General features: G+C 69.8%; 21 protein-coding genes and 1 pseudogene. 6 read left to right on the top strand and 16 right to left on the bottom strand.

Annotated features, from left to right (window positions below; all coding sequences use genetic code 11):
• The first annotated feature begins 33 nt into the window (after positions 1 to 33).
• Complete coding sequence (locus OHU89_RS18485) at positions 34 to 690, top strand: DsbA family protein (protein ID WP_405644265.1); 657 nt, start codon at positions 34 to 36, stop codon at positions 688 to 690.
• Between the two features lie 10 nt (positions 691 to 700).
• On the opposite strand, the gene OHU89_RS18480 is transcribed toward OHU89_RS18485, so the two are convergent.
• The 5 genes from OHU89_RS18480 to OHU89_RS18460 form a co-directional block, all read right to left on the bottom strand.
• A complete protein-coding gene (locus tag OHU89_RS18480) occupies positions 701 to 922 on the bottom strand; it encodes a hypothetical protein (protein ID WP_266892370.1) in 222 nt (73 codons plus the stop codon).
• Positions 923 to 990: 68 nt separating this feature from the next.
• Complete coding sequence (locus OHU89_RS18475) at positions 991 to 1221, bottom strand: hypothetical protein (RefSeq protein WP_405644263.1); 231 nt, start codon at positions 1219 to 1221, stop codon at positions 991 to 993.
• On the bottom strand, positions 1221 to 2267 hold the full coding sequence (locus tag OHU89_RS18470; RefSeq protein ID WP_405644261.1) for a glycerophosphodiester phosphodiesterase family protein: 1047 nt from the start codon (positions 2265 to 2267) through the stop codon (positions 1221 to 1223). Before OHU89_RS18470 ends, OHU89_RS18475 begins: the two co-directional genes overlap by 1 nt.
• A gap of 26 nt (positions 2268 to 2293) precedes the next feature.
• Positions 2294 to 3721, bottom strand: coding sequence for an FGGY family carbohydrate kinase (locus OHU89_RS18465; protein WP_405644259.1), 1428 nt, complete (start codon positions 3719 to 3721; stop codon positions 2294 to 2296).
• A 17-nt stretch (positions 3722 to 3738) separates the two neighbouring features.
• On the bottom strand, positions 3739 to 4764 hold the full coding sequence (locus tag OHU89_RS18460; RefSeq protein ID WP_405644257.1) for a 2-hydroxyacid dehydrogenase: 1026 nt from the start codon (positions 4762 to 4764) through the stop codon (positions 3739 to 3741).
• A 68-nt stretch (positions 4765 to 4832) separates the two neighbouring features.
• Between OHU89_RS18460 and OHU89_RS18455 the strand changes: the two genes are divergently transcribed.
• The gene (locus OHU89_RS18455) at positions 4833 to 6026 is read left to right on the top strand and encodes an RNA-guided endonuclease InsQ/TnpB family protein (RefSeq protein ID WP_405654551.1); all 1194 of its coding nucleotides are present in this window, start codon (positions 4833 to 4835) and stop codon (positions 6024 to 6026) included.
• A 29-nt stretch (positions 6027 to 6055) separates the two neighbouring features.
• Here OHU89_RS18455 and OHU89_RS18450 read toward each other — a convergent pair whose 3' ends face one another.
• From OHU89_RS18450 to OHU89_RS18425, 6 genes are read right to left on the bottom strand one after another with little or no spacing between them, the layout of a single operon-like run.
• Positions 6056 to 7129 (bottom strand): ABC transporter ATP-binding protein, encoded by a 1074-nt coding sequence (locus OHU89_RS18450; protein ID WP_405644256.1) that lies wholly within the window; start codon positions 7127 to 7129, stop codon positions 6056 to 6058.
• Positions 7107 to 7946, bottom strand: coding sequence for a DeoR/GlpR family DNA-binding transcription regulator (locus tag OHU89_RS18445; protein WP_405644254.1), 840 nt, complete (start codon positions 7944 to 7946; stop codon positions 7107 to 7109). The genes OHU89_RS18450 and OHU89_RS18445 overlap by 23 nt, the downstream gene beginning before the upstream one ends.
• Positions 7943 to 9028 (bottom strand): ABC transporter ATP-binding protein, encoded by a 1086-nt coding sequence (locus tag OHU89_RS18440; RefSeq protein ID WP_405644252.1) that lies wholly within the window; start codon positions 9026 to 9028, stop codon positions 7943 to 7945. The genes OHU89_RS18445 and OHU89_RS18440 overlap by 4 nt, the downstream gene beginning before the upstream one ends.
• Positions 9025 to 9855, bottom strand: coding sequence for a carbohydrate ABC transporter permease (locus OHU89_RS18435; protein ID WP_266892385.1), 831 nt, complete (start codon positions 9853 to 9855; stop codon positions 9025 to 9027). Before OHU89_RS18435 ends, OHU89_RS18440 begins: the two co-directional genes overlap by 4 nt.
• On the bottom strand, positions 9852 to 10733 hold the full coding sequence (locus OHU89_RS18430) for a carbohydrate ABC transporter permease (protein ID WP_405644249.1): 882 nt from the start codon (positions 10731 to 10733) through the stop codon (positions 9852 to 9854). Before OHU89_RS18430 ends, OHU89_RS18435 begins: the two co-directional genes overlap by 4 nt.
• 2 nt (positions 10734 to 10735) lie before the next feature.
• Positions 10736 to 12157 (bottom strand): ABC transporter substrate-binding protein, encoded by a 1422-nt coding sequence (locus tag OHU89_RS18425; protein WP_405644247.1) that lies wholly within the window; start codon positions 12155 to 12157, stop codon positions 10736 to 10738.
• Between the two features lie 164 nt (positions 12158 to 12321).
• On the opposite strand from OHU89_RS18425, the gene OHU89_RS18420 reads away from it, so the two are divergent.
• Genes OHU89_RS18420 through OHU89_RS18410 form a run of 3 tightly spaced genes read left to right on the top strand, consistent with a single transcriptional unit; the run spans position 12322 to position 15164 of the window.
• Positions 12322 to 13755: an FGGY-family carbohydrate kinase gene (locus OHU89_RS18420; protein ID WP_405644245.1), complete on the top strand. Its 1434-nt coding sequence runs from the start codon at positions 12322 to 12324 to the stop codon at positions 13753 to 13755.
• Entirely contained in the window at positions 13752 to 14375 is a 624-nt protein-coding gene (locus tag OHU89_RS18415) for a histidine phosphatase family protein (RefSeq protein ID WP_405644243.1), read from the top strand. Before OHU89_RS18420 ends, OHU89_RS18415 begins: the two co-directional genes overlap by 4 nt.
• A gap of 12 nt (positions 14376 to 14387) precedes the next feature.
• Complete coding sequence (locus tag OHU89_RS18410) at positions 14388 to 15164, top strand: SAM-dependent methyltransferase (RefSeq protein WP_405644241.1); 777 nt, start codon at positions 14388 to 14390, stop codon at positions 15162 to 15164.
• A 114-nt stretch (positions 15165 to 15278) separates the two neighbouring features.
• Here the strand turns inward: OHU89_RS18410 and OHU89_RS18405 are convergent, their stop codons facing one another.
• From OHU89_RS18405 to OHU89_RS18395, 3 genes and pseudogenes are all read right to left on the bottom strand, one after another.
• Positions 15279 to 15920 carry a superoxide dismutase gene (locus OHU89_RS18405; RefSeq protein WP_405644239.1) on the bottom strand — a complete coding sequence of 214 codons (642 nt, stop codon included), beginning with the start codon at positions 15918 to 15920 and terminating at the stop codon, positions 15279 to 15281.
• Between the two features lie 100 nt (positions 15921 to 16020).
• Positions 16021 to 16281 (bottom strand): annotated as a pseudogene (locus tag OHU89_RS18400) (sugar kinase); the annotation flags it as partial.
• Between the two features lie 58 nt (positions 16282 to 16339).
• Positions 16340 to 16426 (bottom strand): putative leader peptide, encoded by an 87-nt coding sequence (locus OHU89_RS18395; RefSeq protein ID WP_353694792.1) that lies wholly within the window; start codon positions 16424 to 16426, stop codon positions 16340 to 16342.
• A gap of 271 nt (positions 16427 to 16697) precedes the next feature.
• Between OHU89_RS18395 and OHU89_RS18390 the strand changes: the two genes are divergently transcribed.
• Complete coding sequence (locus OHU89_RS18390) at positions 16698 to 17276, top strand: biotin transporter BioY (RefSeq protein WP_405644237.1); 579 nt, start codon at positions 16698 to 16700, stop codon at positions 17274 to 17276.
• Here OHU89_RS18390 and OHU89_RS18385 read toward each other — a convergent pair.
• Complete coding sequence (locus OHU89_RS18385; RefSeq protein WP_405644235.1) at positions 17266 to 18558, bottom strand: FAD-binding oxidoreductase; 1293 nt, start codon at positions 18556 to 18558, stop codon at positions 17266 to 17268. The two genes, OHU89_RS18390 and OHU89_RS18385, sit on opposite strands and share 11 nt — an antisense overlap.
• Before the next feature lie 50 nt (positions 18559 to 18608).
• On the bottom strand, positions 18609 to 19322 hold the full coding sequence (locus OHU89_RS18380; RefSeq protein ID WP_405654548.1) for a hypothetical protein: 714 nt from the start codon (positions 19320 to 19322) through the stop codon (positions 18609 to 18611).
• Positions 19323 to 19511 lie beyond the last annotated feature (189 nt).

The following is a 19511-nucleotide window of genomic DNA, read 5'->3' as shown; positions in this document are numbered from 1 at the left end:
CCTCATCGTTCGAACACTTTCTTGAGGAGACGCATGTCCGAGACCAGCTCCGCGAAGACGCCCGTCGACTTCTGGTTCGACCCCCTGTGCCCCTGGGCCTGGATGACCTCCCGCTGGGTTCTGGAGGTGGAGAAGGTCCGGGACATCGAGGTGCGCTGGCACATCATGAGCCTGGCCGTGCTGAACGAGGACAAGATCGACCAGCTGCCCGAGGAGTACCGGGACATGCTGGCGACCAAGGCGTGGAAGCCGGTACGGGTGGCGACGGCTGCCTGGCAGAAGCACGGCGCGGACGTCCTCGGCCCGCTCTACACCGCGCTCGGCACCCGCTTCCACAACAACGGCGAGGGCCCGACGCTCGAGGCCATAGCCGCCGCGCTGGCGGACGCCGGTCTCCCCGCCGACCTGATCGACTACGCCGACCAGGAGGACTTCGAGTTCGACGCCGAGCTGCGCGCCTCCCACAAGGAGGGCATCGACAAGGTCGGCCAGGAGGTCGGCACCCCGGTCATCGCCGTCCCGGGCCCCGACGGCGAGCAGATCGCCTTCTTCGGCCCGGTCGTCACCCCGGCCCCCAAGGGCGACGACGCGGCGAGGCTCTGGGACGGCACGCTCGCGGTCGCGTCGGTGCCGGGCTTCTACGAGATCAAGCGCACGCGTACCAAGGGCCCGGACTTCAGCAACCTGTGACCGGGCGCGGTCAGCCGAAACTCGCGGGAAGACTGAAGCCCTTCGACTGGTTCCAGCGCGGCTGGACCCACCGGCACTGCCCCGTCGCGGTGTCGCCCTCGCACCGGAAGTAGCCGGGGGCCTCCTTCTTCCCGCGCAGCGACTCGATGTACTTCTCCTCCGCCTTGTTGACCTTGCGGAACGAATACGCCTTGCCCTTGGGGCATGTGGGGCAGTGGATGTAGTCGGACATACGGACCTCCCCCTGGTCGGAAGGGGAGCGTAGGCCCGCGGCCCCGGTGGGCGTGAGCCCGGAATCCGTCAGTCCTCGGCGGCCTTCTCCTCGCGGAACTTCTCGGGGAGGCGGCCGCCGTCGTTCTTGTTGAGGTGGCGGTAGTACGAGAGACAGCCCTCGGCGGTGCAGCGCCACAGGTTGTCCACCCGGTACCGCGCGCCCTTGTCCTCGCGCACCGCCGTCTTCTCCGCCTCGGTGAGAAGCCGGAAGTCCTCCATGGTCCCGCAGGTCGGGCAGGCCAACTTGCGTGTCCCCATCAACCCCTCCTCGCGATCACCGCCAGATCCGGGAAGTCCGTCACCACGGCGTCGACTCCCAGCCCGTAGTACAGCGCGTACTCCGCGAACGCGTCCCCGAAATCGTTCGCTCCGCTTCCGCGCCGGAAGGCCGCGGGCAGGAACTGGTTCTCCGCGCGGAAGGTGTACGGCCCCACCCTGAGCCCCGCCGCGTGCGCGTCCGCCAGCAGGGTCGACGCGGCGACCGACGACTTGTCCGGCCCGATCCATGCCGCGTACCGCGCGATCCGCGCCAGGCCCGCCGGGGTCATCATGTCCGCGTACGTCGTCGGATCACCGGCCGAGACCAGGTCGTACGGCCCTCCCGTCGTCCCCAGCGCCTGCCACAGCGGCACCCCGAGCCCCGTCATCCGCTGCAGGCTCGTCGGCTCGAAGGACTGGACGACGCACTCGCGAGGCCCGAGGCGGTTGCGGCGGATCAGGGCCGTCAGCCGCGGCTCCAGCTCCAGGCCGATCGAGCGGAAGTACGTCGGGTGCTTGGTCTCGGGGAAGACGGCGATCGTGCGGCCGGACGACCGCGACAGCTTCCGCGCCAGGTCCACCACCTCCTGGAAGGTGAGGATCCGCTCCCGCCCGTCGAAGACCGTGTTGCGGTTGCGGACCAGCGGCAGACGTTCCACCGCCCACAGCGTCTTCAGCTCCGCCAGCGTGAAGTCCTCGGTGAACCAGCCGGTCACCGACCGCCCGTCCACCGTCTTCGTCGTACGACGGTCCCCGAACTCCGGGTGCGACGCCACGTCCGTCGTCTGCGAGATCTCGTTCTCGTGCCGGACCACCAGCACCTGGTCCTTCGTCGGCACCAGGTCCGGTTCGATCCAGTCGGCGCCGGCCCGGACGGCGTACGTGTAGGAGGCGGCGGTGTGTTCGGGGCGCCAGCCGGCGGCTCCCCGGTGTCCGATCACCAAGGGCCGCCCCCTTTCGGGAACCGCCGCGTGTGCGGGCACGGCCGCGGCCACCGGGGTGGCGGCGGCCGCGAGCAGGACGGATCGACGTCTTATGTCAGTCATGCAACTCCCCATTCCCGTACGGCGATTCAGTGGCGCGCCCGATCGCGGGCCGCCGTCAGTCGCGCCAGATGCTCCTCGTGCCCCTTCGCGTAGTACGCCACCCGCTCGGCGTCCGGCTCCACCACCGACGTCGGCCGGGTCCACGCCTCCGTGTCCAGCTCCACCCCGTACCGCTCGGCCGCCGCGAGCACCGCGCCCCGCGCCCCCACCTCGCCCTCGACGACCCGCAGCGGGCGGCCGAGTACGTCGGACAGCAGCCGCATCCAGGCGGGGCTGCGGGTGCCGCCGCCGCACACGGCGAGGGAACCGGTCAGGCCCGCCGCCTCCAGACAGTGCCGGGCCGCGTAGCCGATGCCCTCACAGGTGGCCCGGATCAGGTCGGCTCGCGTCGACTCCAGGGAGACACCGGTGAGTTCGGCGCGCAGCCGGGGTTCGACGAAGGGCGCGCGCTCGCCCGAGGGAGCGAAGTACGGCAGGACACGGACCCCGTTCGCGCCCGGCGGGGTCTCCGCGAGCAGGCCGTCGACCTCCTCGTGCCGGACGCCCGTCGTCGACAGCACCCAGTCCAGGGCCGCCGTGCCGACCATCGCCGGCATGGCGCGCAGCCAGTGGCCCGGGCGGTCGGTGCAGATGTACAGACCGGCCGGCTCACCGGTCAGGTCCACGTCGCCGGTGGCGACGAGGCTGGCCAGACACGTGCCGACGATCAGCAGACCGTCGCCGGGCGCGGTCACGCCGGCGCCCAGTGCGCAGGCGGGCAGGTCGTAGGGGCCGTCGGCGACACGGGTGCCGGCCGGCAGGCCCTCGCCGCGCGCCTCGGCCGCGGCGACCGGGTCGCTGACCGGGGCCAGCAGACCGCGCCGGTGGGTCAGGCCCAGCAGCTCCACGACCCGGTTGTCGTAGGTGCGCGAGCGAGGGTCCAGGAACGGCATCGACGCGTCCGACACGTCCGTCGTCGCCCGGGCCGCCCCCGTCAGCCGCTGGAACACCATGTCCTTGCAGTAGACGGCCGCCGACGCCGCGTCCAGCGACTTCGGGTCGTGGCTGTCCAGCCAGGCCAGCAGCGGGCCCGGACAGCCCGGGAACATGGCGCTGCCCGTCCGCCGGAACACCGTCTCGAACGTGCCGTCCGCCAGCCACCGGTCGACCAGCTCGTGGGCCCGGCCGTCCATCCAGGACGCCGCCGACCGCACCGGACGGCCCTCCGCGTCCACCAGCCACACCCCGTCGCCCTGCCCCGTGAGCCCGGCCAGCTCCACGGGCCCGGGCACGCGCGAGGTCACCTCCTCCAGGACGGCGACGACCGCCCCGTACACCTCGTCCATGTCCTGCTCGACGAAACCGCCGTGCAGCGCGAGGCCCACCGGGCGTGCGGCGACGGCCAGTTCACGTCCCGAACCGTCGAAGGCGGCGGCCTTCACCATGGACGTGCCCACATCGATACCCACGTACATGAGCGCCTCCTCGTGCCTCAGGTCAGACAGTGCGCCGGCGGTTCCCCGCGCATCCAGCGGCCCACTTCCTCCGCGGCGATCCGTGCCGCCTTCTCCGCCACCGCGCGCGAGGCCCCGCCCAGATGCGGGGTCATCACCACCCGTTCCGCCAGCCCCAGCAGCCGTGAGTCCGCCGGCACCGGTTCCCTCGCGTACGTGTCCAGCGCCGCCGCCGACAACTGCCCGCTCTCCAGCGCGTCGCACAGCGCCTCCTCGTCCAGGAGGGGGCCGCGGGCCGCGTTGACCACGACGGCGCCCGGCGGGAGCAGGGCCAGCTCACGGGCGCCGATCAGGCCCCGGGTCTCCTCGGTCAGACGGGCGTGCAGGGTGATCACGCGGGACCTGCGCAGGAGTTCGTCGAGGGACGCCACCCGCAGACCGTGGATCTCGCCGCGGACGTAGGGGTCGTGGACCATGACCTGCGCACCGAAGGCGCAGAGCACCCGGGCGACCCGGCTGCCCACCGCGCCGTAGCCGACGAGCCCGACGGGGAGGTCCTCCAGTTCCAGCCCGCTGTTCTCGTAGGTGTAGTACGTCGATCCCTCCCAACTCCCCTGCCCGGCCAGGAGGTGGTGGGCCTGGGGGATGCGGCGGAGGGCGGCCAGCAGCAGTCCCACGGTGAACTCCGCGGTGGCGGCGGCGTTGCGCCCGGGGGTGAAGCAGACGCGGACGTCGTGCGCCTTGGCCGCCTCCAGGTTGACGTTGACCGGACCGCCCCGGCAGACGACCACCAGGCGCAGCGAGGGCGAGGCGGCCAGGACCCGTTCGGTGACCGGGCCCATCTGCGTGACCAGCACCTCCGCACCGGACAGCGCCTCGATCAGCTCCTCCTCGGCGTCGCTCGCCTCCATGACCTCCGCGACCGGCCCGAACGGCTCCAGGGGCCAGCCGAGCTTCAGCTCCTTCACGGTCGCCCGCTCCGCCTCGTGCTCCACCGCCCGCGTGATCAGCGACGGCAGGACGAAATGGTCACCGGCGGCCACAATTTTTATCGGTTCGGTCATTCGCTGTCCTCTTCGAAGTCTGGCAGTCCTTTACAAGTTGCTGCGCTATTTTGTGAGTTGTGAAGGCCATGACTGTGAAGAGGGCGTTCAAGTACCGCTTCTATCCGACTGATGCCCAGGTGGCAGAGCTGTCGCGCACGTTCGGATGCGTGCGGAAGGTCTTCAACATGGCGCTGGCGGCTCGCACGGAGGCGTGGACGCTGCGGCGGGAACGAATCAACTACAACGCCACATCGACGATGCTGACTGCGTGGAAGAAGACCGACGAACTGGCCTACCTCAACGAGGTTTCCTCTGTCCCACTCCAACAGGCGCTGAGGCATCTGCAGACCGCGTTCACCAACTTCTTCTCGAAGCGGGCCAAGTACCCGCGCTTCAAGTCGCGTAAGAAGTCGCGGAAGTCCGCCGAATACACCGCGAGCGCGTTCCGTTTCCGGCTTGGCGAGTTGACGCTGGCCAAGATGGCGGAGCCGCTGGAGATTGTGTGGTCTCGGCCGCTTCCTGAGGGTGCTCAGCCGTCGACGGTGACCGTTTCCCAGGATGCGGCCGGACGCTGGTTTGTATCCCTCCTCGTTGAGGACCCCGATGTCAGACCGCTTACCGGCGCGGAAACGGCGGTTGGCATCGACGCAGGGTTGGACCGATTGCTGACTTTCTCGACTGGGGAAAAGATCACCAACCCAAGGCATGAGCGACAGGATCGCGCGCGCCTCGGGAAGGCCCAAAGGGAGTTGTCCCGAAAGGCCAAAGGTGATGGTGCCAACCGGGCCAAGGCGCGCCGGAAGGTCGCCCGTATCCACGCCCGCATTGCCGACCGCAGGCGTGACCATCTCCACAAGATCACAACTCGACTCGTCCGTGACAACCAAACGATCGTGATCGAGGATTTGAGTGTTCGAAACCTGATGAAGAACGGCAAGGTTGCCCGTGCCATCTCCGACGCGGCCTGGAGCGAGTTCCGCAGCATGCTGGAATACAAGGCTGAGTGGTACGGCCGCGAAGTGATCGCCGTCGACCGCTGGTTTCCCTCCTCCAAGCTGTGCTCGAAGTGCGGAGTGCTGCAAGACAGGATGCCGCTGCATGTTCGAACATGGACGTGCGGCGGATGTGGGACCCACCACGACCGCGATGAGAACGCAGCGAATAACCTTCTGGCCGCCGGGCTGGCGGTGTCGGCCTGTGGAGCCGGTGTAAGACCTCAACGGAGTACTCCGGGCGGGCGGTCGGCGATGAAGCAGGAAGCCCTACGGCGCGAGCTGTAGGAGTCCCCTCCGTCAGGAGAGGGAGGAAGTCAACGCAGGGAGTCTCCCGTCTCGGCGTCGAAGACATGGGTGAGGTCCGGGTCGGCGGTGACACGGACGTCGTCGCCGTGGGCCAGCCGCACCTCCGGGTCGGTGAGGACGACCAGCTCCACGCCCTCCAGTGCCAGCGTCGCGATACCCGACTCCAGCAGGGGTTCGTGGGCCACGACCCGCGCGGACAGGCCCTCGCCCCCGGACAGCCGCAGATCCTCCGGACGGATCCCGACCACCACCTCCCGGCCCGCCGCCACCGGCACCGGGAGCGCGATCCGCACCGACTCCGAGAGACGGGCCCGGCCGTCGTCGGTCGCGACGCCCTTCAGCAGGTTGATCGCGGGCTCACCGACGAAGTCGGCCACGAAGACGTTGGCGGGGCTGTCGTAGATCTCGTACGGCGTGCCCAGCTGCTGGATCACACCGTCCCTCATCACGGCGATCCGGTCGGCGAGGGAGAGGGCCTCCTCCTGGTCGTGGGTGACCAGGATGGTCGTATGGCCCAGGTCCCGCTGGATGCGCTTGAGTTCACGGCGCGTGGTGTCGCGCTGGGCCGCGTCCAGATGGGAGAGCGGCTCGTCCAGGAGCAGGACGTCCGGTTCGCGGATCAGGGCGCGGGCGAGGGACACACGCTGCTTCTGGCCGCTGGACAGGCCCGCCGGGCGGGCGTCGAGAAGGTCGGTCAGACCGACCCGTTCGGCGATGTCCGCCACCTTCCGTGAGACGTCCCCGCGGGCGGCACGGCGCCGCGCCTTCAGCCCGAACGCCAGGTTCTCCGCCACCGTCAGCGGCGGATACAGCGCGTAGTTCTCGAAGGCGACGCCCATGTTGCGGGCCTGCGCGGGGCTCTGGATCACCGACCGCCCGTCCACCAGGATGTCCCCGCCGGTCACCGTCTCCAGACCGGCGATCATCCGCAGCGTGGTGGACTTGCCGCACCCGGACGGGCCCAGCAGCCCGAGCAACTCCCCCGACCGCAGGGCGAGATCGAGGCCCCGTACGGCGTCCACGGCCGGGCGTCCCCGTGAACGGTACGTCTTGCGCAGCTCACGTAGCTCCAGCTGGGTCATCGCCGCCCCTCGTCGCGTTCGTCGCGTTCGTGGCACAGACCTCGTACCGGACCTTGTGCTCGTCCAGGTCCCGCAGCGCGTCCGCCGGCGCCCCGTCGTCGACCAGCACCAGGTCGAAGCGGGAGAGGGGGGCGACGCGGTGCAGGGCGGTCCGGGAGAGCTTGGTGTGGTCGATCAGCAGGACGTTGCGGGCGGCCGAGTCGAGCATCGCCCGCTTCACCGACACGATGTGCTGCTCCTGGTGGTAGGCGTACCCCCCGTGCACGGCCGACGTGGACGCGAAGCAGACGTCCACGCGCAGGGACTGGACCGCCTCGACGCAGGAGACGCCGAGGAAGGAGGAGTGCAGGGGGTCGTAGTCGCCGCCGAGGGCCATCAGATGGATGCCGCGCTGGTCGGACAGGAGGTTGAGCGCCTCCAGGAAGTTGGTGACGACGGTGAGCGGGGTGATCTCGCCCAGGCGGAGTCTGCGGGCTATCTCCAGGGTGGAGGTGGAGTCGTCCAGCATGATCGCCATGCCGGGCTCGATCAGCTTGAGCGCGTGGTCGGCGACGGCGGCCTTCTCCGCCCGCATGGTCTTCAGGCGGTACTGCACGTTGGACTCGAAGACCCCGGACGGCTGAGCGGTCACACCGCCCCTGAACTTCCGTACGATCCCCTGCCGTTCGAGTTCGTCGAGGTCCCGGTGGATCGTCATCAGGCTCACCCCGAACCGCTCGGCGAGCTCCGCCGCGGTCGCCGAGCCGTCGGCGAGGACCTGCTCGGCCATGGCGGACTGGCGGGCCGCGGGGCCCTGCTGTGTGTTGGCGGCACTCATCGTTTCCCGATCCGTCGTCCTGGGCGCTCCGGCCGGTCGGCCTCGAACAGCACCAGGTTCTCAGGCCGGACGGTCAGCCGTACCGGATCGTCGGGACGCAGCCCGGTGGTGTCGGCCCGGGGCGCCACCAGGGAGACGTACTGCTCGCCGAGGCGGACGGTGACCTCGACGGCCCGGCCGAGGACCTCGGTGACGTAGACGGTGCCGGTGAGTTCGAGGCCCTGGCCGTTCAGGGCGATGTCCCTGGGGCGGACACCGACGAGGACGTCCGTCCCCGCCGGGGCCTTCGCCGACAGCGGCAGCTCGACCTTCCCGTCCGCCGACCGGAAACCCCCGTCCTCGGTCATGGTCCCCGGCAGCAGATTGATCCGCGGCCGCCCGAACGCCCGCGCCACCTCCGCGTCGTGGGGCCGGTACCAGATCTCCTCCCGTGTCCCCGTCTGCACGATCCGCCCCTCCCGGATCACCCCGATACGGTCCCCGAGCGCCAGGGCTTCGACGGAGTCATGGGTGACGTAGAGGGTGGTCGTGCGCTGCACCGCCCCGATGGCCTTCAGCTCGGCCCGCATCTGCTGGCGGAGTTTGGCGTCGAGGTGGCTGAGTGGCTCATCCAACAGGAAGGCGCGTGCGGGCCGGACCAGCACGCGACCGAGGGCGACGCGCTGCCGCTGACCATTGGACAACTGGCCGACTGGCCGATCCAATAGGCCGCTGATCCCCAGGAGTTCGGCGATCGCGCCGATCCGGTCCCGGGCCTCGGCGGCAGGCAGCCGATAGCGCGGCGAGCGCAACGGCGAGGCCAGATTGTCGTACGCGGACCGGTGCGGATACAGCGCGTAGCTCTCGAAGCACATCGCGACGCCACGGTCGTACGGCTCGACGTCCCGCATGTCCTTGCCGTCGATCTCGACCGTCCCGGCGTCGGGGAGCTCCAGCCCCGCGACGGTCTTCAACGTCGTGGTCTTACCCGCCCCCGACGGACCGAGCAGACAGAAGAACTCACCCTCCTGGACCTCCAGTTCGAGCCCGTCGAGGGCCGTGGCCTTGCCGTACGTCTTTCTGATCCCCCGCAGCCCGATCACGATTTCACCGCCCCGAACGACAGCCCCCGCACCAGATACCGCTGGATGGTCAGGGCGAGCAGCAGCGGCGGTACGACGGAGACCAGGGCCGCCGCCGCCGTGAGGTTGTACTTGGGGCGGTCGCCGCCGAGGAAGGACAGCGCGCCGACGGTCACGGTCTGGGCCTCGTTGGAGGTGAGGATGAGGGGGAAGACGAAGTTGTTCCAGGCGAAGATGAAGGCGAGCAGCGACACGGCCGCCACCCCCGGCTTGACCAGGGGGAGGGCCACCTTGAAGAAGGCTTGTTTGCGGGTGTAGCCGTCCAGCAGGGCCGCCTGTTCCAGCTCCGGGGTCAGATCGGCGAAATAGGACCGCATGATCCACACGATCAGCGGGAGGGTGACCAGCTGGAGCACCCAGATCATGCCGAGGTACGTGTCGAAGAGCCCGAGCTTCTGGTAAAGCACGAACAGCGGGATGATCACGGTCAGTTCGGGTGCGAACCGGAACGACAGCAGGGTGAACATCAGGTTCTCGGAGCCCTTGAACCGCCACCGCGCCGACGCGTACGCCGCCGGCAGTCCGACCAGCAGCGACAGCAGCACCGCCCCCAGCGACACCACCAGGCTGTTGACGAAGAACCGCACGAACGGGATGCCCTCGCTGTCGCCGAGGACCGTGCGGTAGCCGTCGAGGGTGGGGGAGAAGGAGAAGTAGGTGCTGAAAAGTTCGTTCGTGGGCTTGAGCGACAGGATCAGCATCCAGGCGATCGGGAAGAGCGCGAAGACGAAGTAGAGGATGAGGGCGGCGTCGGCCAGCCAGCCCGACAGGCGCTTGCGCACGGTCATTTGGGGGCCACCTCCGCCGCCTTCCGCTGGATCTTCCCGAGATGGCGTACGAGCACCATCGCGGCCAGGTACACCACGGCCCACAGCACGATCGTGTAGCTGATCCCGAAGGAGTACCGCTGGAAGCGGATCGCCTCCAGATACGCCCTGATCTGCAGGACCACCGTCGAGTCGCCCGGGCCGCCCTCGGTGAGGGCGTAGATGATGTCGAACACCTTCAGCGAGTCCATGAACCGGAAGATCACCGCGACCAGGACGTACGGCCACAGCATCGGCAGGGTGAGCCGGCGGAAGGTGTACCACCAGCTCGCCCCGTCGACGGCCGCCGCCTCGAAGGGGGAGGTCGGCAGCGACCGCAGTCCGGCGAGGGCGAGGATCGCGACGAACGGTGTGTAGACCCAGACGTCGACGGCGATCGACGACAGCAGCGCCCCGGTCGGGGTGTCCGTCCACTGGACTCCGCCCAACCCCACTGGTTTCAGCAGGTAGTTGATCACCCCCACCGACGGTTGCAGCATCAGCTTCCAGATGATCGCCGCGATCACGGGGGCGATCATCAGGGGCAGGATCAGGATCTTCTCCAGTACCCGGCCGACGATCGACGAGCGGTGCAGCAGCAGGGCGACGGCGACCCCGAGGAACGTCTCGGTGGCGGCCGCGCCGACCGCGTACAGCACCGTCACCCAGGCCGAGTTCCAGAACGCGTCCTGGGTGAAGACGGTCTGGTAGTTCTCGAACCGCACCATGTCGGGCTGGGGTTTGCTCGCCGAGAAGTCGAAGAGCGTGTAGTACAGCCCGAGTCCGAAGGGATAGAGGATCCCGCAGGTCAGGAGCAGGGCGGGGACGATCAGAAAGTACGGGCGCAGGGCGAGCCGCATGGCTAGTCCACCTTGTCGGCGAGGTCGCCCGCCAGACCGTTCAGCACCGACTCGGCGTTCTTGCCGCCGTAGATCTCCTGGAGGGCCGCGGCCCAGCTGGTGGTGGCGTCGAAGAACTGCGCCTGCGGAGTGAACTGGATCTTCGTCTGGTCGACCACGGTCTCGAAGGTCTCGATGAAGCCGGGCAGGCTCTTCATCTTGTCCTTGTACGCGGCGTCGTCGGCGACCGACTTCCGTACCGGATCGATGTGGTTGTGCGTGATCGCGCTCCTGCGCAGGTGTTCCTTGCCGGTGGCCCACTGGAGGAAGAGCCAACTGGCGCTCTTCTTCTTGCTCTTGGCGTTCATGCCGAGCGACCAGATCCACATGTTGGTGGCGAGCGAGCCGTCGGGACCTTTCGGCCCCGGATGGAAGGCGATCTTCCCGGAGGCCGGGCTGGCGCCCTTCACGGCCTGGAAGTACGCGGCCGTGTCCGCGTCGAACAACATCCCGGCCTTCTTCGCGCCGAGGTCGCTGGAGCACTGGTACCAGGTGTACGAGGTCCAGGACGGCGGACCGCCCTGCTTGACCATGCCGGCCCAGTCCTCGGTGAACGCGATCGCCTCCGGGGTGTTCATGGCAGGCGTGAGCTTCTCACCGCTGACCGTGAAGTCGTGCAGACCGTTGCGGGCGTACATGGTCATGAAACCGGGATGGATGGTGGCCCAGCTGCGGGAGCCGCGTACGGCGATCCCGTACATGCCGTCGAACCCGGCGCCGGGCGCCTTGTCCTTGATGGCCTGTGCCGTCTCGCGCAACTCGTCGAAGGTCTCGGCGGGCCGGAGGCCGAGCTTCTTGAACACCTCGGTGTTGTAGGCGACGACGTTCGTCTCCCACCCCCACGGCAGCGCGTACTGCCCGCCCTGTCCGAGCGGAGCACCGGCCTTGAGCGACCACTGGTCGGCCTGGAGCAGGTTGGGGAAGAAGTCGGCCTGGTCCCATTCGGCGCCGGTGGCCGCGGAGTTGCGCATCCAGGGCCCGAGATCCTCCAGCCAGCCCGGTGGCCCGTACTGCCACACCATGTACGCGCCGAGCATGAAGACGTCGTAGGAGGCGCGTCCGCTGGACAGGTCCACGGTGAGCTTGTCGAAGTAGTTGTCCTCGGGGAAGACGTCGTACTCGACCTTGATGCCGGTCTTCTCGGTGAAGGCCTTGAGGTCGGCGATGAGCGCGTCCGTGTAGGGGTGCTTGTTGAGCAGCGCCTTGACGGTCGTGTCCTTCTCGCGCTGCCAGTCGAAGGAGCCGGTGACGTCGTCCGCGGCCGAGCCGTCCCCCTTGTCGTCGTCCCCGCCGAAACCGGCACCGCAGGCGGACAGGACGGGGGCGGCGGCCAGGGCGGCGCCGAGCGCGAGGAAACGTCGGCGGTCGTGCGCGTGCGTGTCCATCCGTGACCTCCAGGTGGGGCTGGGTCCGGTGTGCTCTGCTCACACGTCGAGTCGACTCGATAACAGAGGGTGTAACGGCGGAAGATGGCCGTCAATCCCTCGCGCACGGGTAAATCTCAGGGCAGAGTGAGAAGTTCACGGTTTGAGATGTGCGGGAGGCCGGGATGTCGCAGGAGGCATGGCTGGGGATCGACCTCGGTACGCAGAGCGTGCGGGTCCTGGTCGTCGGCGCCGACGGTGCGGTCCTGGGCAGTGGTACGGCCCCGCTGGAAGGGTGGCGCGACGGGCCGCGGCACGAGCAGGATCCGGGGGAGTGGTGGGCGGCGGTGTGCACGGCGTCCGGTGCGGCGCTCGGGAACGGCTCTTGGCGCATCGCGGGCCTCGCGGTGTGCGGCACCTCCGGGACCGTACTGCTGACGGACCCCGCCGGACGGCCCGTGACCCCCGCGCTGATGTACGACGACGGCCGGGCCTGGGCCGAGGCGGAGCGGCTGCGGTCGGCGGGCCTCGCGGTGCAGAACACCTGGGGGCTGCCGAAGGCGCTGTGGCTGGCCCGAACCCATGGGCGGGGAACCGTCACCCACCAGCCCGACCTCATCACCGCCCGCCTGATCGGCCGGCCCGTCCCCACCGACTCCAGTCACGCCCTCAAGACGGCCTACGACGTGGCGGCCGACGCCTGGCCCGACGTCCCCGCCGCCCCCGGACTGCCGGACGTCGTCCGCCCCGGCACCCTGCTCGGCGAGGTCTGTCCGGCCGCCGCGGAGGCCACCGGCATCCCCGCCGGTACCCCCGTGATCGCCGGCATGACCGACGGCTGCGCGGCCCAGATCGCGTCCGGCGCCCTGCGCGAGGGCTCCTGGAACTCCGTGCTCGGCACCACCCTCGTCCTCAAGGGCGCCTCCGCCGCCCCCGTCCGCGATCCCACCGGAGTCGTCTACAACCACCGTGCACCGGACGGGAGTTGGCTGCCAGGGGGCGCCTCCAGCGTGGGCGCCGGTGTGCTCACGGCGGCGTTCGTGGGGGCGGATCCGGCGGCGATGGACGAGCGGGCCGCGGCGCACGAGCCGGCCGGCGCCATCGCCTACCCCCTCGTCTCCCCGGGCGAGCGCTTCCCCTTCCTGGCCCCGCAGGCCACCGCCCTCGTCCTCGGCGAACCCGCGGGCGACGCCGACCTCTGGGCCGCCCTCCTCCAGGGCGTCGCCTTCGCGGAACGCCTCTGCCTGGACTACCTCCACCACCTCGGCGCCCCCCTCGACGGCCCCCTCGCCTTCACCGGCGGCGGCGCCCGCAGCCCCTACTGGAACCAGCTCCGCGCCGACGTCCTGGGCCGCCCGGCCCGGATCCCGGAACAGACCGAACCGGCCCTGGGAATGGCGGTGCTGGCGGCCCACGGCGTCACCGGCGAGGCGCTGCCGGACATCGCCGAGGGCATGGTCCGTATCCGTACGGTCGTGGAACCGCGCCCCGACCGCACGGCCCTGTACGCGAAGCCGTACGCCCGGCTCGTGACCGAACTGACCGCCCGCGGCTGGCTCCCGGAACCCGTCGCGGCGCACGCGCACAGCCGCCTCACCCTGGATACTGCGGACTCATGACCACGACCCTGCTGCTGGCCCGCCACGGCCAGACCGTCTGGCACGCCGAGAACCGCTACGCGGGTGTGAGCGACGTGGCCCTCACCGACGAGGGCCGGGCGCAGGCCGCGGCGCTGGGCCGGTGGGCCGCCGCGCACCCGGTCGACGCGATCTGGACGTCCCCGGTCTCCCGGGCCGTCATCACGGCACAGCCCGCCTGCGACGCCCTCGGCCTCACCCCGTACCGCGAACCCGACCTGCGCGAGTGCGACTTCGGGGTGGTGGAGGGCCGTACCCTCGCCGAGTTCGCGGCACAGGACCCGAAGGCGGCGGAGGCGTTCCGCGCCGACCCGGTGGCGCACCCGTTCCCCGGCGCCGAGGACCCGGTCGAGGCCGCCGCACGGGGAGCGGCCGCCCTGCGTCGCATCGCGGCCGCCCACCCCTCCCGGCGTGTCCTGGTCGTCGCCCACAACACCCTGTTCCGTCTGGTGCTGTGCGAACTGCTGCACATCCCCCTGGGCGACTACCGGCGCGTGTTCCCTCAACTACGCAACGCGGCGGTCACCGAACTCCGTGTGACCAGCGACGATTCCACCGCACTTCTCTCCCTCAATGTGCCGTGCGAGCAGGGCGAGCCGTAGCACCATGGGCCCATGACGGAGATCGACACCTCGGTGCCCCACTCGGCCCGCATCTGGAACTACTGGCTGGGCGGCAAGGACAACTACCCCGTGGACGAGGCGGCCGGCGACGCCTACACCGCCGTCTTCCCCGGCATCGTCACCATCGCCCGCAGCAGCCGCGCCTTCCTCGGCCGCAGCATCCGGTACCTGGTGGAGGAGGCGGGTGTACGCCAGTTCCTGGACGTCGGCACCGGGCTCCCCACCGTCGACAACACCCACGAGGTCGCCCAGCGCATCGCCCCCGAGTCGAAGATCGTCTACGTCGACAACGACCCGCTCGTCCTCGCCCACGCCCGCGCCCTGCTCACCTCGACACCGCAGGGCATGACGGCGTACGAGGACCTGAGCCTGTACGACCCCCAGCGCATCCTGGAGGCGGCTGCCAGGACCCTCGACCTCACCCGGCCGACGGCCCTGATCATGAGTGGCATCCTCGGCCACGTCACCGACTACGACCAGGCCCGCGACCTCGTCACCCGCCTCCTGGCCGGCCTCCCTTCGGGCAGCTACCTCTCGCTCAACGAAGGTTCCCGAGGCACCGACCCGGACTACGAACACGCCCAGGACTCCTACAACGAAACCGGCGCCGTCCCCTACTTCCTGCGCCCGGTCGAGCAGATCACCGGGTACGTCGAGGGTCTGGAGCTGGTGGACCCGGGCATCGTGTCCGTCCCCCTGTGGCGCCCGGACACGGACGCGACTCCCACGCCGATCGGCCAGCACGGCGGTGTGGGCCGCAAGCCCTGAGCCGAGGCGCACCAGGAAGCCCCCGCGAGTCACGTCCTCGCGGGGGCTTCCGTCATTCCGCCTGCCGGTGAAGGTTGAGAAGACGATCACGAGGCAGGACGACTCGTACGCGCCTCACGGCGCCGGCAGCAGCACATCCGCGCGGGACTTCGCGGCCTCGTGACGCCGCGCCACGTCCTGCCAGTCGACGACGGCCCACATCGCCTCGATGAAGTCGACCTTCTGGTTCTTGTACTGCAGATAGAAGGCGTGCTCCCAGGCGTCGAAGACGAGGATCGGCACCGATCCCTGCCCGACGTTGCCCTGGTGGTCGTAGACCTGCTCGACGATGAGACGGCCGCTGAGTGGCTCGTAGGCGAGGATGCCCCACCCGGATCCCTGCGTCGTCGCGGACGCCTTGGTCAGCTGCGCCTTGAACCCGGCGAAGGAGCCGAACGACTCCGTGATGGCGTCCTGGAGGTCACCCACGCCGTCCGCGGCGTGGGGCTCGCCGCCCCCGTCGCCGCTCATGTTGGTCCAGTAAATGCTGTGCAGGATGTGCCCGGACAGATGGAAGGCCAGGTTCCTCTCCAGCCCGTTGACCGCCCCCCATGTCTCCTTGTCCCGCGCCTCCGCCAGCTGCTCCAGCGTGTCGTTCGCGCCCTTCACATACGCCGCGTGGTGCTTGTCGTGGTGCAGCTCGATGATCTCGGGGCTGATCACGGGGGCGAGTGCGGCGTAGTCGTAGGGCAGTTCAGGAAGCGTGTAGACGGGCATGAAGGGGTCCCCTCAAAAGCTCTTGTTGCAATGAACTTGCAATAACAAGCTAACAGCAAAAAGCCCCCGTGTGATCCACACGGGGGCTTCCGGCAAGTCAGTCGACCGGCACATGGGGCCGCCCCACACCGTTCGACCGCCGGGGCACGGCAGCGTCCCGGATCAGTCCGAGCCGGGCGAACCGGGCGCAGTAGTCGGTCACCGAGGCGGGGGAGAGCCCGGTGAGCCGGGCGATGGTGGAGCGCGCCACCGGCCCGTGCTCCAGCACGGACCGCAGTACGACACTGGCGCTGGTGCGCCGCCGGTTGGCATCGGAGGCGCGCGAGATGGGGGAGGCAAGGGTGGTGGGCATGGCGATCATCCTCGGGAGCGGTTCCGACACTGCGCCGTCTCGGAGGGGGAGGCGCGCCGGAGCCGCCTCACCCGGGGCGGCGACAGGCGGCCGCGCTCACTCGCCGCAGGTCGACGTGGCGACGCGACGTGAGGGTGAGGGCCTGGGCAACCATGGCTCGGAGGGTAGGGGTGTCGGCCGGATCCGGCCAGAGTGCGATGCCCTGTTTGGTGGGACCCTACAGACGCCGTTCACACTCGACACGTGAGTGAAACGTCCCGGCCTCAGTGACCGGTGTCACGTCCTACCCGGTGTAACCACCACCCTTTGTCTGGAGCCCACCAAGTCGGGGCTTGAGCCTTTGTCGAGCGCTGACGGTGATCAGCGCCGGGGTGCCGGGATAGCGTCGCGATGTCCCTCGCCGTTCATACCCTCGCGGAGTCCCCATGAGCACCGCCGTCGCCCCCGTCCGCCCTGGCCAGGTCCTCGCCGACCTGCTGCCGGCCTCCCGTGTCCGGGACGTCGCGCTCGTGCTCGGCGGCGCCGCGCTCACCGGCCTCGCCGCCCAGCTCTCGGTGCCCGTGCCGGGCTCCCCGGTGGCGGTGACCGGCCAGACCTTCGCCGCGCTGCTCGTCGGCACGACGCTGGGCGCGGGGCGCGGTTTCCTCTCCCTCGCGCTGTACGCGCTCGCGGGCATCGCGGGCGTGCCGTGGTTCGCGGGGGCCAGCTCCGGCAGCTCGGCCCCGTCCTTCGGCTACATCCTCGGCATGATCCTCGCCTCCACCGTCGTCGGCGCCCTGGCCCGCCGCGGCGCCGACCGCTCCGTGTGGCGTACGGCGGGCGCGATGCTGCTCGGCGAGGCGATCATCTACGCCGTCGGCGTCCCGTACCTGGCCCTCGACATGGGCATGTCCGCCTCCGCCGCCATCGCGGCCGGCCTCACCCCGTTCCTGATCGGCGACGCCCTCAAGGCGGCCCTGGCGATGGGCCTGCTGCCCACGACCTGGAAGTTCGTCAACCGCTGAAACCGCTGACGTGGTCAGGGAAGAGGCTCGCCGGGTCGTACTGCGACTTCAGCCCGGCGAGCCTCTTGCGCGTCACCTCGTCGTACAACGCCTCGCTCCGGTCCCCGGCCCCGAACGCGAAGTTGACCGCCCGCCCGAGTGTCACGGGCGCGAGCAACGCGAAGGCCGGGTCGAGGATCCCGCGCGCCGTCTCCCGGTCCGCCATGGTCAACAGCCGTACCAGGAACCGCCCTTCGCGCCACGGCACGGAGTTCGGCGCGGGCCGGCCGAGCGCCCCACCGAGATGATTGATCTGTACGACGGTCATGGCGCCGGCGCCCGGCCCGGTACGCCGGAGCACCTCACCGGCCCTCGCGAGATCGAACTCACCCAGCATCGCGCTGTCCCCGTAGTACGCATGCGGGAAGTCCGGGTCGCTGTGGATGGTGTGGCTCTCGCTGTACGGCATCTCCCGCAGTGAGTCGGCGAGCACCGGCCCGATCTCCCGCAGCGGCGCGACGAGCCGCTCCCCGTCGCCGCCCGTGTACGCGACCCGTACGGAGAGGACGTACCGCCCGCGCAGGTGCGGCGGCAGCGCCGGCACGTCCGGATACGGTACGGCCGCGAAGGACGAGGTCAGCCCGTCCGGTACGGTCCGCGTCCACGCCTCGTACGCCGGCAGCACGGCCGCCGGATCGACCTGACGCCCGTCGAAGGCGAGCGAGCCGCCGTACAGCGTCCGCACGGGGACGAGGCCGATCTCCAGCTCGGTGACGACACCGAAGCCGTGCCCGGCGCCGAGCAGCGCCCAGTACAGGTCGGGCGCGGACTCCCGGGTCACCTGCCGCAGCCGCCCGTCCGCGGTGACGACGTCGAGGGAGCGGACGTGGTCGGTCGCGTACCCGAACTCCCGTGCCAGGATGCCGAGTCCGCCGCCCAGCGTGTACGACACGGCGCCGACGCCCGGTGCGGAGCCGTTGAGCGGGGCGAGCCCGTGAGGTGCGGCGGCTTCGACGACCTGACCCCAGCGGACCCCGGCCTGGACGCGGGCGGTGCGTTCGACAGGGTCGACGCTCACCCGGTCCATGCGCCGCGTCGAGACGAGTACGCCGCCCTCCACCGGGCCCGGCAGCCCGTGCCCCGTGGCCTGGACGGTCACCGGCAGCCGCTCGGCGGCGGCGTGGCGCACGGCGGCGATGACGTCGTCGGCCGAGGCTGCGGCGAAGACATGTGCGGGACGCACGGTGAACCCGGTCTGGAATCCGCTGAGTTCCTCTGCTGTGTGGCTGTTCATGCACCTCATGCTGGAGGCATAACCTGACAGTTTCCGTCAGGTTATGCCTCCGTCGTCGGTCAGCTCTCCTGGCGCCGCGTCGACCACCACATCCCGGCCGCACCGGCCGTCAGCAGCGCCGCGCCCCCCGCCCCCATTGGGAGCAGGTCACGGGCGGGACCGGTCTTGGGCAGCTCCTTGTCGCCGCCCGGCCCCACGGGCTGGTTGTCGGTGCCGAGCAGCAGCGGGGTGGCCGGGGCGTTCGGCGACGGGTTCGTCGTACCGAACGGAACCGGGCCCTGCTGCCAGAACGTCTTCTTCCCGTCGCCGGTCTGCACCGGCAGACAGATCTTTCCGGTCTTTCCGAGATCGAATGTCGCGTCCACGGCGTACGACTTCGACTTACCGGCCGCGAGATTGTCGATCGGGCAGGCGAAACCACTGTTCGAGCCCTCCGGCAGATCGCTTTCGGCAATCGAGGAGCACCCTTGAACGTTATTGACCGTGAGGCCGTCGAAGCCGACGACCAAAAGCTGGATCTTTCCGCTTTCCTTGGTCCCCTCGTTCTTCACCGTGGCGGTGAGGTCGGTCTTTTCGGAACTGTTGTCGACCGAGATCTGTTCGGGCAGCAGCGTGATCAGCTTCACGCCCGCCGGTGCCTCGTCGACGGCCTTTCCCCCCTTGCTGCTCCCGGGTCCCTCGTCCGCGCCGGCGGCGGTGGAAAGGATCAGCACGGCCGAAAAAGATGCCGTGACCAGCGATCCCGCGATGGTCGTCATACGACGAGAACTCATGTTCGTCCCCCTTGGCTGCGCCTGAATTCGCAGTACTTGAAGAGCTACCACAAGATTTCTCCGCACTATGCTGGTACGGCGCAAAGTGTGACCATTGTGTTGAAGTAAGCGTTGACCGGTGCGTGGTTGAGGGGGGTGTGACGGATTGCCGGGGAACACGGGAAACACGAGGAGCGGTGGGGCTCCCGG

This window comes from Streptomyces sp. NBC_00019 (genome assembly GCF_045041015.1).
Classification (GTDB): domain Bacteria; phylum Actinomycetota; class Actinomycetes; order Streptomycetales; family Streptomycetaceae; genus Streptomyces.
The sequence above is the reverse complement of the archived record's forward strand: the minus strand, read 5'-3'. Positions and strand labels throughout refer to the sequence as shown.

What these genes read in the sequence shown, in the direction of transcription:
- OHU89_RS18485 (WP_405644265.1), top strand. Translation starts at nt 34, where the DNA reads ATGTCCGAGACCAGCTCCGCGAAGACGCCCGTCGACTTCTGGTTCGAC.
- OHU89_RS18480 (WP_266892370.1), bottom strand. Translation starts at nt 922, where the DNA reads ATGTCCGACTACATCCACTGCCCCACATGCCCCAAGGGCAAGGCGTAT.
- OHU89_RS18475 (WP_405644263.1), bottom strand. Translation starts at nt 1,221, where the DNA reads ATGGGGACACGCAAGTTGGCCTGCCCGACCTGCGGGACCATGGAGGAC.
- OHU89_RS18470 (WP_405644261.1), bottom strand. Translation starts at nt 2,267, where the DNA reads ATGACTGACATAAGACGTCGATCCGTCCTGCTCGCGGCCGCCGCCACC.
- OHU89_RS18465 (WP_405644259.1), bottom strand. Translation starts at nt 3,721, where the DNA reads ATGTACGTGGGTATCGATGTGGGCACGTCCATGGTGAAGGCCGCCGCC.
- OHU89_RS18460 (WP_405644257.1), bottom strand. Translation starts at nt 4,764, where the DNA reads ATGACCGAACCGATAAAAATTGTGGCCGCCGGTGACCATTTCGTCCTG.
- OHU89_RS18455 (WP_405654551.1), top strand. Translation starts at nt 4,833, where the DNA reads ATGACTGTGAAGAGGGCGTTCAAGTACCGCTTCTATCCGACTGATGCC.
- OHU89_RS18450 (WP_405644256.1), bottom strand. Translation starts at nt 7,129, where the DNA reads ATGACCCAGCTGGAGCTACGTGAGCTGCGCAAGACGTACCGTTCACGG.
- OHU89_RS18445 (WP_405644254.1), bottom strand. Translation starts at nt 7,946, where the DNA reads ATGAGTGCCGCCAACACACAGCAGGGCCCCGCGGCCCGCCAGTCCGCC.
- OHU89_RS18435 (WP_266892385.1), bottom strand. Translation starts at nt 9,855, where the DNA reads ATGACCGTGCGCAAGCGCCTGTCGGGCTGGCTGGCCGACGCCGCCCTC.
- OHU89_RS18430 (WP_405644249.1), bottom strand. Translation starts at nt 10,733, where the DNA reads ATGCGGCTCGCCCTGCGCCCGTACTTTCTGATCGTCCCCGCCCTGCTC.
- OHU89_RS18425 (WP_405644247.1), bottom strand. Translation starts at nt 12,157, where the DNA reads ATGGACACGCACGCGCACGACCGCCGACGTTTCCTCGCGCTCGGCGCC.
- OHU89_RS18420 (WP_405644245.1), top strand. Translation starts at nt 12,322, where the DNA reads ATGTCGCAGGAGGCATGGCTGGGGATCGACCTCGGTACGCAGAGCGTG.
- OHU89_RS18415 (WP_405644243.1), top strand. Translation starts at nt 13,752, where the DNA reads ATGACCACGACCCTGCTGCTGGCCCGCCACGGCCAGACCGTCTGGCAC.
- OHU89_RS18410 (WP_405644241.1), top strand. Translation starts at nt 14,388, where the DNA reads ATGACGGAGATCGACACCTCGGTGCCCCACTCGGCCCGCATCTGGAAC.
- OHU89_RS18405 (WP_405644239.1), bottom strand. Translation starts at nt 15,920, where the DNA reads ATGCCCGTCTACACGCTTCCTGAACTGCCCTACGACTACGCCGCACTC.
- OHU89_RS18395 (WP_353694792.1), bottom strand. Translation starts at nt 16,426, where the DNA reads ATGGTTGCCCAGGCCCTCACCCTCACGTCGCGTCGCCACGTCGACCTG.
- OHU89_RS18390 (WP_405644237.1), top strand. Translation starts at nt 16,698, where the DNA reads ATGAGCACCGCCGTCGCCCCCGTCCGCCCTGGCCAGGTCCTCGCCGAC.
- OHU89_RS18385 (WP_405644235.1), bottom strand. Translation starts at nt 18,558, where the DNA reads ATGAGGTGCATGAACAGCCACACAGCAGAGGAACTCAGCGGATTCCAG.
- OHU89_RS18380 (WP_405654548.1), bottom strand. Translation starts at nt 19,322, where the DNA reads ATGAGTTCTCGTCGTATGACGACCATCGCGGGATCGCTGGTCACGGCA.